Source organism: Photobacterium malacitanum (assembly GCF_900185615.1).
In the GTDB taxonomy this organism is placed as follows: domain Bacteria; phylum Pseudomonadota; class Gammaproteobacteria; order Enterobacterales; family Vibrionaceae; genus Photobacterium; species Photobacterium malacitanum.
In genome coordinates, this window is the sequence record NZ_FYAK01000008.1 from 40,476 (window position 1) to 55,043 (window position 14,568).

The 14,568-nt window shown below is 40.3% G+C and carries 10 protein-coding genes and 1 tRNA gene; 4 read left to right on the forward strand and 7 right to left on the reverse strand.

The window, feature by feature from the left end; translation table 11 throughout:
• Nucleotides 1-62: 62 nt before the first annotated feature.
• From leuD to leuA, 4 genes are read right to left on the reverse strand one after another with little or no spacing between them, the layout of a single operon-like run.
• Nucleotides 63-665 carry a 3-isopropylmalate dehydratase small subunit gene (gene leuD, locus PMAL9190_RS15380; protein ID WP_087845954.1) on the reverse strand — a complete coding sequence of 201 codons (603 nt, stop codon included), beginning with the start codon at nt 663-665 and terminating at the stop codon, nt 63-65.
• A gap of 15 nt (nt 666-680) precedes the next feature.
• Nucleotides 681-2,117, reverse strand: a complete 1,437-nt coding sequence (gene leuC, locus PMAL9190_RS15385; protein ID WP_087845955.1) for a 3-isopropylmalate dehydratase large subunit — start codon at nt 2,115-2,117, stop codon at nt 681-683.
• Between the two features lie 11 nt (nt 2,118-2,128).
• The gene (gene leuB, locus PMAL9190_RS15390) at nt 2,129-3,217 is read right to left on the reverse strand and encodes a 3-isopropylmalate dehydrogenase (RefSeq protein ID WP_087845956.1); all 1,089 of its coding nucleotides are present in this window, start codon (nt 3,215-3,217) and stop codon (nt 2,129-2,131) included.
• Nucleotides 3,218-3,268: 51 nt separating this feature from the next.
• The gene (gene leuA, locus PMAL9190_RS15395) at nt 3,269-4,810 is read right to left on the reverse strand and encodes a 2-isopropylmalate synthase (RefSeq protein WP_087845957.1); all 1,542 of its coding nucleotides are present in this window, start codon (nt 4,808-4,810) and stop codon (nt 3,269-3,271) included.
• 859 nt (nt 4,811-5,669) lie between these two features.
• On the opposite strand from leuA, the gene leuO reads away from it, so the two are divergent.
• From leuO to ilvN, 4 genes are all read left to right on the forward strand, one after another.
• A complete protein-coding gene (leuO, locus tag PMAL9190_RS15400) occupies nt 5,670-6,629 on the forward strand; it encodes a transcriptional regulator LeuO (RefSeq protein ID WP_087845958.1) in 960 nt (319 codons plus the stop codon).
• A gap of 354 nt (nt 6,630-6,983) precedes the next feature.
• On the forward strand, nt 6,984-8,807 hold the full coding sequence (locus PMAL9190_RS15405) for an AMP-dependent synthetase/ligase (protein ID WP_087845959.1): 1,824 nt from the start codon (nt 6,984-6,986) through the stop codon (nt 8,805-8,807).
• Between the two features lie 331 nt (nt 8,808-9,138).
• Nucleotides 9,139-10,857: an acetolactate synthase 3 large subunit gene (locus PMAL9190_RS15410; protein ID WP_087845960.1), complete on the forward strand. Its 1,719-nt coding sequence runs from the start codon at nt 9,139-9,141 to the stop codon at nt 10,855-10,857.
• Entirely contained in the window at nt 10,857-11,354 is a 498-nt protein-coding gene (gene ilvN / locus PMAL9190_RS15415) for an acetolactate synthase small subunit (RefSeq protein ID WP_060998518.1), read from the forward strand. The genes PMAL9190_RS15410 and ilvN overlap by 1 nt, the downstream gene beginning before the upstream one ends.
• A gap of 72 nt (nt 11,355-11,426) precedes the next feature.
• On the opposite strand, the gene PMAL9190_RS15420 is transcribed toward ilvN, so the two are convergent.
• The 3 genes from PMAL9190_RS15420 to PMAL9190_RS15430 form a co-directional block, all read right to left on the reverse strand.
• Nucleotides 11,427-12,050, reverse strand: a complete 624-nt coding sequence (locus PMAL9190_RS15420) for an FCD domain-containing protein (RefSeq protein WP_087846011.1) — start codon at nt 12,048-12,050, stop codon at nt 11,427-11,429.
• Between the two features lie 371 nt (nt 12,051-12,421).
• Nucleotides 12,422-13,834, reverse strand: coding sequence for a pyruvate kinase PykF (gene pykF, locus PMAL9190_RS15425; RefSeq protein ID WP_087845961.1), 1,413 nt, complete (start codon nt 13,832-13,834; stop codon nt 12,422-12,424).
• A gap of 505 nt (nt 13,835-14,339) precedes the next feature.
• Nucleotides 14,340-14,415, reverse strand: a tRNA-Ile gene (locus PMAL9190_RS15430).
• Between the last annotated feature and the right edge of the window lie 153 nt (nt 14,416-14,568).

Here is a 14,568-nt window from a genome sequence, read left to right on the forward strand (position 1 = left end):
TACAGTATGACATGCTAAACAAACGCCTGCTGATGAGCAGGCGTTGTTATTCGTCGAGCGAGCTATGCAAGATAAGCGGGAATATTGGCTTCGTAATCGGCAATTTTTGCTTGGTGTTGTAGGGTTAAGCCAATGTTATCAAGCCCGTTTAATAGGCAGTGGCGTCGAAATTCATCAATTTCAAAGGAGTAGTGATGGCCATTAGCGCTGACAGTCATAGCTTCAAGATCAACCGTGATCGTTGCGCCAACAGTCGTTTCAACAAATTCAAATAATTGATCAATTTGTTGATCGGTCAGGCGAACAGGAATCATTTGGTTATTGATTGAATTACCATAAAAAATATCAGCAAAGCTAGGTGCAATCATGACTTGAATGCCGTAATCAGCCAATGCCCATGGTGCATGTTCGCGCGATGATCCACAGCCAAAGTTTTCACGTGCCAGTAAAATGGTTGCGCCTTGGTAGCGCGAAGCATTCATTATGAAATCGGGATTAGGCTGTTTACCAGCATCGTCTAAAAAACGCCAATCATGAAATAAATGCTGCCCAAAACCTGTACGCGTCACTTTTTGTAAAAATTGTTTTGGAATAATGGCATCGGTATCAATATTGGCAGTATTTAACGGCACCACCAATCCGGTATGTTGAGTAAAACCTGTCATGTTCAAATCCTTTTGTTACGCCGATACGGGATCAAGTTGGTGAATAGCGATAAAGTGACCAGCGCAGGCTGCCGCAGCTGCCATCGCGGGGCTAACTAAATGAGTACGACCATCACGACCCTGACGGCCTTCAAAATTACGGTTACTGGTAGAAGCACAGCGTTCACCTGGGCCTAAGCGATCGTTATTCATTGCTAAACACATTGAACATCCAGGTAAGCGCCATTCAAAACCCGCATCAATAAAGATTTTATCTAACCCTTCTTGCTCTGCTTGTGCTTTGACCTGTTCTGAGCCTGGAACGACTAAAGCTTGAACGTTAGCTGCTACTTTACGGCCTTTAGCAATCGCTGCTGCTGCGCGCATATCCTCAATACGTGAGTTAGTGCAAGAACCGATAAAGACTTTATCGACAGAGTAATCAGACAGTGATTTTTGAGCTTCTAATCCCATATAAGCTAATGCTTTTTTTGCAGATGCTTGTTCTACTGGATCAGTGAAACTTTCAGGTGCTGGAATAGGCTCATCTACCGCAATCACTTGACCAGGATTAGTACCCCATGTGACTTGTGGTTTTATATCCTTAGCATCCAGTGTCACTACCGCATCAAACTCAGCCTCAGGATCGGATTTCAAGGATGTCCAGTATGTTACCGCAGCGTCAAAATCAGCACCTTTGGGAGCAAATTTACGATCTTTAATATAATCAAAGGTGGTTTGATCCGGTGCAATTAAGCCAGCTTTAGCACCAAGTTCAATGGCCATGTTACAAACGGTCATTCGACCTTCCATAGACAAATCGGTGATTGCTTCGCCACAGAACTCAACCACATAACCGGTTCCGCCAGCTGCGGTGGTTTTACCGATAATGGCCAGTACAATATCTTTAGCGGTAATGCCTTCCGCTACTTTGCCGTTAACTTCAATCTTCATGGTTTTAGCACGAGATTGTTTTAGAGTTTGAGTGGCTAATACGTGTTCCACTTCAGAGGTACCAATACCGAAAGCTAAGGCGCCAAAAGCACCGTGAGTGGCGGTATGTGAGTCACCACAAACAATGGTCATACCGGGTAAGGTAATACCAAGTTCAGGCCCCATTACATGGACAATACCCTGATATTTATGGTTTAGGTCATATAATGTAACCCCAAAATCAGCACAGTTCTTGGCAAGTGTTTCCATTTGGATTCGTGCCATTTCACCTGATGCGTTGATGTCTTTGGTTTGAGTAGAAACATTGTGATCCATAGTGGCAAAGGTTTTAGCGACTTGGCGAACATGACGACCTTTTTCGCGTAAACCATCAAATGCTTGCGGTGAGGTAACTTCATGCACTAAATGACGATCAATGTACAAAATTGGGTTTTCACCCGCTGCTGCAACAACGACATGAGCATCATAAACTTTTTGATATAGTGTTTTAGCAGTCGTTGACGATGTGTTATTCGACATAATGATGCTCCTTATGCTTGCTGAATATAGGCTGCGATTTTGTCACCCATTTCGCTGGTGGTTAGGGCGGCACCTGTGCCTGCTAAGTCTGCTGTCAGCTCTCCCGCTTCTAGTGCTTGAGCAACAGCTCTTTCTATGGCGCGTGCTGCTTCTTCTTCACCAAGGCTATAACGTAGCATTAAGGCTGCTGATAGAATCTGTGCAATTGGATTGGCAATATTTTTACCTGCAATATCAGGTGCTGAGCCGCCAGCAGGCTCATACATACCAAATTTTTGTTGATTTAAACTTGCAGATGGCAACATGCCCATTGAGCCTGTGATCATGGCGCATTCGTCAGAAATAATATCGCCAAAAATATTTGAACATAGCATCACATCAAACTGCGATGGATCTTTGATTAGCTGCATGGTGGCGTTATCAATGTACATGTGAGTTAAGCTGACATCGGGATAATCAGCGGCAACTTCTTCAACCACTTCTCGCCATAAAATTGAGCTTTGTAGAACGTTAGCTTTATCAATTGAGCATACTTTTTTACGGCGTAATCGTGCCGATTCAAACGCAATTTTTGCAATCCGCTCAATTTCATAACGATGATAAATTTCAGTATCAAATGCTTTTTCTTGCGCCCCTTCACCTTCACGGCCTTTGGGTTGACCAAAGTAAATACCGCCAGTGAGTTCGCGTACGACTGCAATATCAAAACCCCGCTCAGAAATATCAGCGCGCAGTGGTGAGAAACGCTCTAACCCACGGTGAATTTGTGCCGGACGTAGATTGCAAAATAATTGAAAGTGCTTGCGCAGCGGTAATAGAGCGCCACGTTCAGGTTGATCGTTAGGGGCTAGATGTTCCCATTTAGGGCCACCGACAGAGCCAAATAACACCGCATCTGCAGCTTCACAGCCCTTTAGAGTAATTAGCGGTAGCGGACAACCATGATTATCAATTGCAATACCGCCAACATCGAACTGGTGACAATGAAGTGTAATATCGAATTTTTGTTGTATAGCAGCTAATACTTTATGTGCTTGCTGCATGACTTCTGGGCCAATACCGTCACCGGGTAGTACTGCTATATTATATGAACCTGCCATGGTAGATGCTCTCCGTAATGTACCAAAAATAAAATTGAATTTTTTAACCCGTTATTGGCTATGTTGTTGTTTGATGGTCGCGATTTGCTCTGCACGATGAATACTATTGATAACATGGATCAGAGCTTGACCTGATGCCTCAACAATATCAGTGGCTAAACCTGTGCCGTGATATTTGCGACCTTTATAATTAGCAATGATATCTGCTTGGCCTAAGCCATCTTCACCTTCGCCTTTGGCGGTAAGATCAAATTTATCTAATACGATTTCATAACCGGTTAGACGATAGATACATTGATAAAGTGCATCGACTGGCCCGTTGCCCACAGCGGCTTCACACTTTTCTTCGCTACCACATTGCAGCTTAATACTGGTGGTGGCCATCACGCTGCCAGATTGCACGCTTAAATAGTTTATTTTGAAAAAGTCATCTTCATCGCGCAGGTTAGCAAAATGCATTAATGCTTCTAGATCGTAGTCAAATACTTGGCCTTTACGATCAGCGAGTTTTAAGAAGTCAGCGTAAAGTTTATCCAGTTCATAGTCGTGTTCGGTGTAGCCTAATGTATCCATATGACTTTTAACGGCGGCTCGGCCAGAACGACTGGTCAGATTTAATGCCTGATTTTTAAGGCCGATAGAGGTTGGGGTCATGATCTCGTAGGTGTTTTTATTTTTCAGCATGCCATCTTGGTGAATACCTGAAGAGTGACTAAAGGCATTGCCGCCAACAATCGCTTTATTAGCTTGAATTGGCATATTGCATAGCTGACTGACCATTTTGCTGGTGCGATGAATTTCGTCATGTTTGATATTGGTATGGACGCCCAAAAGGGATTGGCGAGTTTTAATGATCATTGCGATTTCTTCGAGGGCGCAGTTACCAGCACGTTCACCAAGACCATTTATCGTACCTTCTACTTGACGAGCACCAGCTTGAATTGCTGCCATTGAGTTAGCCACCGACATGCCAAGATCATCATGGCAGTGAACAGAGATGACAGCTTTATCAATATTAGGTACTCGTTCAAATAGTTGGCTAATAATGCCACCAAATTCACTTGGCAGGGTATAGCCAACAGTGTCTGGAATATTAATGGTATTAGCACCGGCATCAATAGCGGCTTCTACCATGCGACACAGATTATCAATCGGTGTCCGGCCTGCATCCTCACAGGAAAATTCGACATCATCAGTATATTTACGCGCCCGTTTAACAGCTGCAACTCCCATTTCAATCACATCATCATAGCTACGGCGTAGCTTATCTTGTACATGCACGGTGGAGGTTGAAATAAAGGTGTGAATGCGAAATGCTTCAGCGGCTTTTAATGATTCAGCTGCAACATCAATATCTTTTGCAACGGCACGAGAAAGGGCACAGATACGACTATGTTTAATGTGCTTTGCGATAGTCTGTACTGATTCAAAATCACCGGGAGATGAGACCGGAAAACCGGCTTCGATGACATCGACACCTAAACGTTCAAGCGCATAGGCTATTTGCAATTTTTCTTTAACGGTTAAACTGGCTGATAATGCTTGCTCGCCATCACGCAAGGTTGTATCAAAAATAATGACCTGATCTTTCATAATGACATCCTTTTAAATATAAGCCGATATAAGGCTGAGTTCCGCATTCACTTGCGCTGGTCAAAATATGAAAAAACCCGCGCTTATTTGCGCGGGTTTTGAAATCTTTGGTGGTGTTTCCCACTCGATAGCAACCCGCGTGATTATGTCACGATAAGGAGGAGTGCTAAGAGGATAGAGAAACGTGTTTTCATTTTATTAAAGACTTCAGTTAATTTGGTTAACAAATGAATATCAAATAGACGGGCTATAGGTCAACCAAAAGTTGTGTTTTTTTTGTACTTTACATGTGGAATTGCGCCATCAAAAGCGAGCAATATAGTGCTAAGTGAGCTTAAGTGTAGGTGCTTACTAACTACAAGAAGAGAAGTTAATGGTTAATATTGATAAGAATATTAATTATATATTTTATCAATAATATAATAATTGGTAATTGCTACTAATTGTTATATTTATATATCAATAATCATTGACTTTAAATATATACAAAAACTAAATATATAATAAGTCTATAGTATTTTCGTTGTGAATTTTAGATTGAAAATAAATGATAATTCTTGAAATAAAAACGCTATTTTATCTTATTTTATTAACGATTGTTTTATTTATATTAAATTTAAAATGATTATTTTGTTGTTTAAGTTGTTGATATTTTTGTTTTTATTTTCCTGAATTATAATTAAATAAGTGGCTGTTCATATTATCTTATTTTCTATTATTAGTTTCATCAATCTATATAGTTGATACTTGGTGCATCCCAATATGGCATTCAAAGCAGACACTGTAGATAATTAAAATAACGTCTAAGTGAGTATGGCATTGCGATGCACTAATAATAATTAAATTTTAGAGGTATACCATGAGCCGAACGACTACTTCAGTTTCTGCCGTTGATAATTACAGTATGGAATCAACGTTACGCAGTGTTGATCTTAATTTATTAACCGTTTTTGATGCTGTTATGCAGGAACAAAATATTACTCGTGCAGCGCAAAATTTAGGTATGTCACAACCGGCAGTAAGTAATGCAGTTGCACGTTTAAAAGTGATGTTTAACGATGAATTATTTATTCGTCATGGTCGTGGTATTCAACCGACACAACGCGCTAAACAATTGTTTGGTCCATTGCGTCAGGCACTACAGTTAGTAAAAAATGAATTGCCATGTTCTATCTTTACGCCATTAACATCAAACCGCACTTTTAAACTTGCCATTTGTAGTCCTTCCGATATGCGTTTTGCGCCAACAGTATTATCGACGATGCGTGAGCAAGCACCAAATATTCAGCTTCAACTAGAAGCTGAATTAGACGCAGAATTACCACAAAAAATGCGTTATCAAGAAGTGGATTTTGTGATTGATTACGCACGATTTGATGAAGATGGCTTTTGTAGTACTGAGCTATTTTGTGATGAGTTAGTGGCAATTGTCGCGAACAATCACCCACGTATTGGTGATAGCATCTCTGCTGATGAGTTTAATACTGAAATGCATGCAGTTCTAAAATCAGTATCAGATGTTAAAATGTTCGCTGATGACATTTATAATCACAGCGCAGTAAACTGTCAGGATGCATATCAAGGTGCAAGTCTAAACGACATTATGTTTGTAGTTAGCCAATCTGAGTTGATTGCTGTTGCTCCACGTTGGTTAGCTGAAGCGTCAGCTGATAACTTACAACTTAAAGTGCTGCCATTACCATTTGCTAACGCTAAGATCACTGGCTACCTAAGCTGGCATGAATCTACACAGAAAGATAAAGGTAATATTTGGATGCGTGATCAACTAATGGCTATTTGTGGTGATCTGACCAGCTAATAATTGATATAGCGCTACTATGAAAGCCAGCTTAAATGCTGGCTTTTTTATTGGTTGAATAAAATCATACCAGCTAATGTCACAGTATTTTGATTGGCATGACTTAAAGCTGATATTTCTACGCTAATTATTTAGTACGATTTTTGGTTATCAGGCCATGTTATTTATAGATTCTTACACTTTTACTGTTTAGTTAAAAAGTTATTGAAGACAATAAGTAAGCAGGTATACAGTGATATGGATCATTAGAACCTATAATTTAATATGCATTATAGTTGGCTTTTTAAAGACTGAATTGTAGACTGCACCTCTCAAAATAAGCTTACAAGTGTAAGCTAAAAAAATAGAGTACTTATGGCACAACATGATTTCCATATTGTTCACCGTATTCGTCAGCAAATTGCGCGCTTAGGCGACAGTCCTGCTTTACGTCATCAAGTTAATGGTGAGTGGCAAGATATTAGCTGGAATAATTTTGGTGAAAAAATTCAACAATTAGCATTAGCATTGTTAAATCAAGGGTTAGCAGTACAAGATAAAGTGGGTATCTTTGCTAATAATATGCCACGTTGGACTGTTGCTGATTTTGCCTCACTGTATAACCGTTGTGTTACGGTTCCTATTTATCCAACTAATACCGCTCAACAAACGGCTTATATTCTGCAAGATTCGAATGTTAAAGTACTGTTTGTTGGCGAACAAGCACAGCTAAATACTGCTGTTGCGATTGCTGACCAATGTCCAAATTTAGAACGCATTGTCGCACTAACTGATGATGTGGAATTACCTCAGCACCCGCTAGTTTGTCACTATGCCGATTTTTTAAAGACTGCAAGTGCAGAGCATCAGCCTGAACTCGATATGCGTCTTGATAATCTCGTTATGGATGATTTATTAACCCTGATTTATACCTCAGGTACTACCGGTACGCCAAAAGGGGTGATGTTAGATTACGCCAACGTTGCCTCACAAATTATTGCGCATGATGAGCGTTTAGCACTTGATGAAGGTGATACTTCATTGTGCTTTTTGCCGTTATCGCATGTGTTTGAACGTGCTTGGACATTCTATGTATTACACCGTGGTGTGATTAACTGCTACCTTTCTGATACCAATAAGCTTAAAGAAGCGTTGGTGGACGTTAAGCCTAACTATATGTCTGCTGTGCCACGGGTATACGAGAAAATATATTCTGGCGTTCATGAAAAAGTGTCACGAGCACCGTTTCAACGTAAGGTTATTTTTACTTGGGCTGTGAACATGGGAGCAAGAATGTCACTTGCTCGCCAGCAAGGTCGTGAACCATCATGGTTATTAAAAAAGAGTTATAACCTTGCCGATAAAATGGTGCTGTCTAAACTGCGCGCGGTACTGGGTGGTAACATCAAGTGTATGCCATGTGGTGGTGCTAAGTTAGATGCAGGCATCGGCCGTTTTTTCCATGCAATAGGCATTAACGTAAAGTTAGGCTATGGCATGACAGAAACCACTGCGACGGTGTCTTGTTGGGATGATCGTTGTTATAACCCTGATTCTATTGGTATGCCAATGCCAGGTGCTGAAGTAAAAATTGGTAAAGATAATGAAATTTTAGTACGCGGTCCGATGGTGATGCGTGGCTATTACAATATGCCAGAAGAGACAGCAAACAACTTTACTGATGATGGGTTTCTTAAAACGGGTGATGCGGGTTATATCGATGAGCAAGGTAACTTGTTTATTACCGATCGTATCAAAGAGTTGATGAAGACCTCGGGCGGTAAATATATTGCGCCACAAGTGATTGAGGGCGCGATTGGTAAAGATCATTTAATTGAACAGATTGCGGTTATTGCTGATACTCGTAAGTTTGTCTCTGCATTAATTGTACCGTGCTTTGAAACCCTAGAGGAGCATGCGCGTGAACTTAACATTAAATATCAAGATCGAATGGAGTTGGTTAAACATAGCCAAATTGTTGAGTTAATTGAAAAACGCGTTATTGAACTTCAAAAAGATTTAGCCCGTTTTGAGCAAGTGAAAAAATTCACCTTATTACCAAAATCGTTTTCAATGGATAAAGGTGAACTGACACCAACTCAAAAATTACGTCGTAAAGTGATTCAAGATCGTTACCATAAAGAGATTGAACATATGTACGAAGAAAGCCACAAAAAAGCTCAACAAAAAGACGACTAAGTTTTTTTTGCTTACATTTAAAAAAGAAGCCTATTTGGCTTCTTTTTTTATGGCTATTACATAGTGATAACCTCTAATTTATTAGTTGGTAATAGTGGTTACTAGTAGCTTGTCAGGTAATGTTTATATAAAGCATTAGTAATTGCACCCGTGACAGATAAAAACGGTAAATTCCAATTTTGATCTAGTAATGAATGCTGCAAAAGCGTTAAGGTTGTTGCAGTTATTCGTAGTTGTTATTGCAACTGTGATAAACATAGCATGCTTAGCCATGTATATTATTAGGCTAAAAATAAGCCCTAACTATGTTTCATCGATCTGGAGACAAAATATGGAAATGTTGTCTGGCGCAGATATGATCGTTCGATCAATGATCGATCAAGGCGTTAAGCATATCTTCGGTTATCCCGGAGGTTCAGTGCTTGATATTTATGATGCACTGCATGAAAAAAGTGATATTGAACATGTGCTAGTACGTCATGAGCAAGCTGCGGTACATATGGCTGATGGCTATGCACGAGCAACAGGTGATGTTGGTGTCGTGCTAGTCACTTCAGGCCCTGGTGCAACTAATGCGATTACGGGCATTGCGACGGCGTATATGGACTCAATTCCATTAGTGGTATTGTCTGGCCAAGTGATGAGTAATCTGATTGGTAATGATGCTTTTCAAGAGTGTGATATGGTTGGTATTTCACGACCTGTGGTTAAGCACAGCTTTTTGGTAACAAAACCTGAAGATATTCCCACTATTATCAAAAAAGCGTTCTATATTGCTGCAAGTGGCCGCCCAGGTCCTGTTGTGGTCGATATTCCTAAAGATATGCTCAATCCGGCACAAACTTATCCGTATCAGTATCCTGAGTCGATTGCTTTACGTTCATATAATCCGACCACTCAAGGCCATAAAGGTCAGATTAAACGTGGTGTTAAAGCATTATTAGCCGCCAAACAACCCGTGCTCTACGTTGGTGGTGGTGCAATTATGTCAAGTTGCAGTGAGCAACTAATAACCTTAGCTGAAAGCTTAAATATTCCAGTGGTTAATACCCTTATGGGACTTGGTGCTTTTCCTGGTACACATCAGAATTGTTTAGGCATGCTCGGTATGCATGGCACCTATGAAGCTAATATGGCAATGCATAATGCAGATCTGATTTTTGGTATTGGGGTTCGGTTTGATGATCGAACAACCAATAATATTGAAAAATACTGTCCAAATGCCACCATTATGCATATCGATATTGATCCATCATCAATATCAAAAACAGTCGCAGTAGATATTCCGATTGTTGGTTCGGCAGAGACAGTACTTACCAGTATGCTTAAGCTGATCAGTGAACAAGACAGCATAGATCATCAACAATTATTGCAGCCGTGGTGGCAACAAATCGCAACCTGGCGTCAGCGTCAGTGTTTACAGTATGACACCACCAGTGAGCGTATTAAGCCGCAACAGGTGATTGAATCTCTGTATCGCCTTACTGGCGGGGATGCCTATGTCAGCTCTGATGTTGGACAGCATCAAATGTTTGCCGCTTTGTATTATCCGTTTGATAAGCCGCGTCGTTGGATTAACTCAGGTGGACTTGGCACTATGGGGTTTGGCTTACCCGCTGCGATGGGAGTGAAGTTTGCACTGCCTGAGGCTGAAGTGGTGTGTGTAACGGGGGACGGCAGTATTCAAATGAATATTCAAGAGCTTTCAACCGCATTGCAATACGATATTCCTGTGAAAATTATTAACCTCAATAACCGTTTTCTTGGCATGGTAAAGCAATGGCAAGATATGATTTATCAAGGTCGCCATTCTCAATCGTACATGGACTCGGTACCAGACTTTGCCGCTATTGCAGAAGCCTATGGACATGTTGGTGTAAGGATCTCTGATCCCAAATTGCTGGATCAGCAATTAGAGCAAGCATTAGCCTTAAAAGATAAGTTGGTATTTATTGATATTAGTGTTGATGAAACGGAGCATGTATATCCAATGCTTATTCGTGGTGGTGCCATGAGTGATATGTGGTTAAGCAAGACGGAGCGAACTTAATGCGTAGAATTATTTCGGTATTACTTGAAAATCAGCCAGGTGCGCTTTCTCGAGTGGTAGGGTTGTTTTCTCAACGTGGTTATAATATTGAGTCATTAACTGTTGCCCCTACAGATGATGCTACATTATCACGGTTAAATATTACCACTCATGTTAAAGATGAAGCGGCTTACGAACAAATAGAGAAACAACTGCATAAGTTAATTGATATTTTGAAAGTCAGTAATATCACTGAATCGGATCATATTGAGCGTGAGTTAATGCTCGTAAAAGTTAAAGCCAGTGGTTTTGCTCGTGCAGAAGTGAAACGTACAGCTGATATATTCCGTGGTTTAATTGTTGATGTGACCAGTCAGATTTATACCATTCAAGTGACGGGTACCAGCGAAAAACTCGATGCTTTTTTAGCCGCAGTTAGTGAGGCGACAGACATTATTGAAGTTGCGCGTAGTGGGGTTGTCGGTCTTGCTCGTGGTGAGCGGGCGCTAAAAATATAGTGGCAATCGTATACAAGAAAACCCATGGCATTAATGTGTCATGGGTTTTTTTATTTCATTATTAGCGTAAAACTAGAGGTAAGGACTAACAGAGCTAACAGCATTTTTAGAGTGGTTATTTAGAATCGTTTGGGCAAGCTCAATATCACGATCCAATACCGCTTTCATTAATGCTTCATGTTCACCTTCATCATTGTAACGACTATCACTATCGCGTAATTTGCTTAGCCAAATGTGGCGATAACGTTTAATTTGTTCATAGATATCAACATAAAGATCAAGTAACACAGGTGAGTTGCTGCCAGATAAAATAGCAATATGAAAATCGCCATGGCGTTGTTCCCACTCAGAAAGATCAGCGTCATCAGAGGTTGGGTTAAGGCGGCTTAACTTATGGTAACTGGTAAGGATGTTGAGCTCCCAAGCTTCATTACCTTGTAAAATCGCTTTTCTTAACAACTCATGCGATATCAATTGATGAGCATTGAAAAGATCCGTCAATTCTTCAACAGATACCGGTGCTACCCAGCAGCCTTTTTGCGGCGCAAACTTGACGTACTTTTTCCATGATAATTGGACAAGAGCTTCACGGATAGGTGAAGCGCCAACTTGATAATGTTCTTTTAAATCGGCAACAACAAGTTTTTGTCCGGGAGTCAATTTTCCAAGCAAAATATCTTGTCGTATGACCTCCATAATTTTATTTGTTTGCGTAGGACTGGACACAGTTTCCCTCTTTGTTGTTATTGTTATTCGACACAATACACATATAACATTGTCAATGTTATGTGTGCGAGTACCTATTGATGAGAAGTATAACTGGCTTTGTTTATCGCTTAAACATTAAAGAGAGGGATAAACAAGGATTAGAATAGATTGACAGCAGAAATGTAATGATTATCAGCTATATATTTATAAAATAATATAAAAGCAAGGTTTTGTTATCGGTGGTTTTATAAATTAAGAAGGGGTTGTCAATATTGAAAGTGACTAAGATTAAAAACAGCGTAATTTTTCCAAATAAAAAGGGAGCCAAAGCTCCCTTTTTTATCGCTGTTTACGGACGATTATAGAACGTGAACAGATGCAGTATTCGTTGTACCTGAAGCAACAAGCGCACCAGAAACCATTACTACGATATCGCCTTTAGCGCCAAGACCAGTTTCTAACGCTAGCTCTTTACCACGAAGGTAGAATGCGTCAGTGCTTTCGATTGCATCAACAACAACAGGTGTAACACCTTTAGAAAGACATAGCTGTGCTGCTGTCTTAGTATTTGTTGTTACAGCAAGAATACGTGCTGTTGGGAAGTATTTACGGATTGAACGAGCAGATTTACCAGCTTCAGTTGCAACGATGATTAGTGGTGCACCTAGCTTCTCAGCAGTATCAACAGCACCTTTACATACCGCTTCAGTGATACGTAGACGTGGGCTATCTAGACGTGAGCCTAGCTCTGCTTTAAGAACCTTGTCGGTACGAGCACAGATTTGCGCCATGATAGTTACAGCTTCAATTGGGTATTTACCCTTAGCTGATTCACCAGAAAGCATTACTGCATCAGTACCATCCATGATTGCGTTAGCAACATCACCCGCTTCTGCGCGTGTTGGACGTGGGTTCTTGATCATTGAATCAAGCATTTGAGTTGCAGTGATAACAACTTTACGAGCGCGGTTACACTTCTCGATCATCATCTTTTGAGCAAAGATAACTTCTTCAACTGGAATTTCAACACCAAGGTCACCACGAGCAACCATGATACCGTCAGATGCTTCAAGAATAGCGTCAAAGTTATCAACACCTTCTTGGTTTTCGATCTTAGAGATGATTTGAATGTTAGCGCCGCCGTTTGCTTCTAATAGCGCACGAATTTCTAGTACGTCTTCAGCCTTACGGATGAAAGATGCAGCAACGAAATCAACACCTTGCTCACAACCAAACTTAAGGTCAGCTTTATCTTTTTCAGCAAGTGCTGGAAGTTTTACTGAAACACCAGGAAGGTTAACACCTTTGTTTTCACCTAGGTCACCGCTGTTAAGTACTTTACACTTAACTTCAGTTTCTGTTGTTTCCAACACTTCCATTTCAATTAGACCGTCGTCTACAAGGATAATGTTGCCTTTTACTAGGTCTTTAGCAAAACCAGGGTAAGTCACAGCCACACGGTGTTGGTTACCGACTACAGATGTATCTGTTGTGAAAGTGAAATCTTGACCAGCTACTAGAGTGAAGTCATTACCGCCTTCTAGCTTGATAGTACGAATTTCAGGGCCTTTAGTATCTAGCAAGATTGCTAGTTCTTTGCCTGTATTAGCCATAACTTCACGTAAGTTAGTGATACGCTGACCGTGCTCTTCAAAGTCACCGTGCGAGAAGTTAAGACGCATTACATTCATACCAGCGTTAGCTAGTTTAGTAAGCATTTCTACAGATTCAGTTTTCGGTCCAATCGTACATACGATCTTGGTCTTTTTCATTGAGGATACTCTCCGGACGAACTTGCTACCCAAGGGAAAATTAACATTAACCATTATCAAATAATCAACTTATTTTGTTATCTGATAGTGAATAATGAATAAATAAAAAACTCTTTAAATATTACTTTAAAAAAGCGTTAATGCGCTTTTGTAAAGTTCATATACATGCTGGAAAATGCCACTTAGTACGCCACTATTATGAGTTAATGAGCAGAAAAATGCTTATTAAACATTGATTGTAGCCTCAATATTCAAGCGCAGGATTATAGCAGATATTCCACCATTTAGCACCCTGAGATATAGCTGTTCATTGTCGATGGTACGTGTGACATAAAAATGATGATTATGTGGAAAAATAAAAACAAAGCTTTGCTATTTATCAAGTGTCGGTGTGTTAATGATATTTTTTGTACTGGCACGACAGTAAAATATGCCGTATTGATGATGTTACAGTCATTGAAAACCAAAAAAGGCTGAAGTAAAAATACTTCAGCCTTTTGAAATTTGGTGGCCCCTCCCAGACTTGAACTGGGGACCAAGCGATTATGAGTCGCCTGCTCTAACCACTGAGCTAAGGGGCCATATGCGGCAAATTATAGGGGATGGTGAAACACTTGTCTAGCGATTAACACTAAAAAATTGTTTGCTTTTTCGGCAGTTAGAAAAAATGAATCGGTATCTCAAATTTTTAATGTTGTTATTGCATATAATAAAAAAGCGAGCTCAAGGCTCGC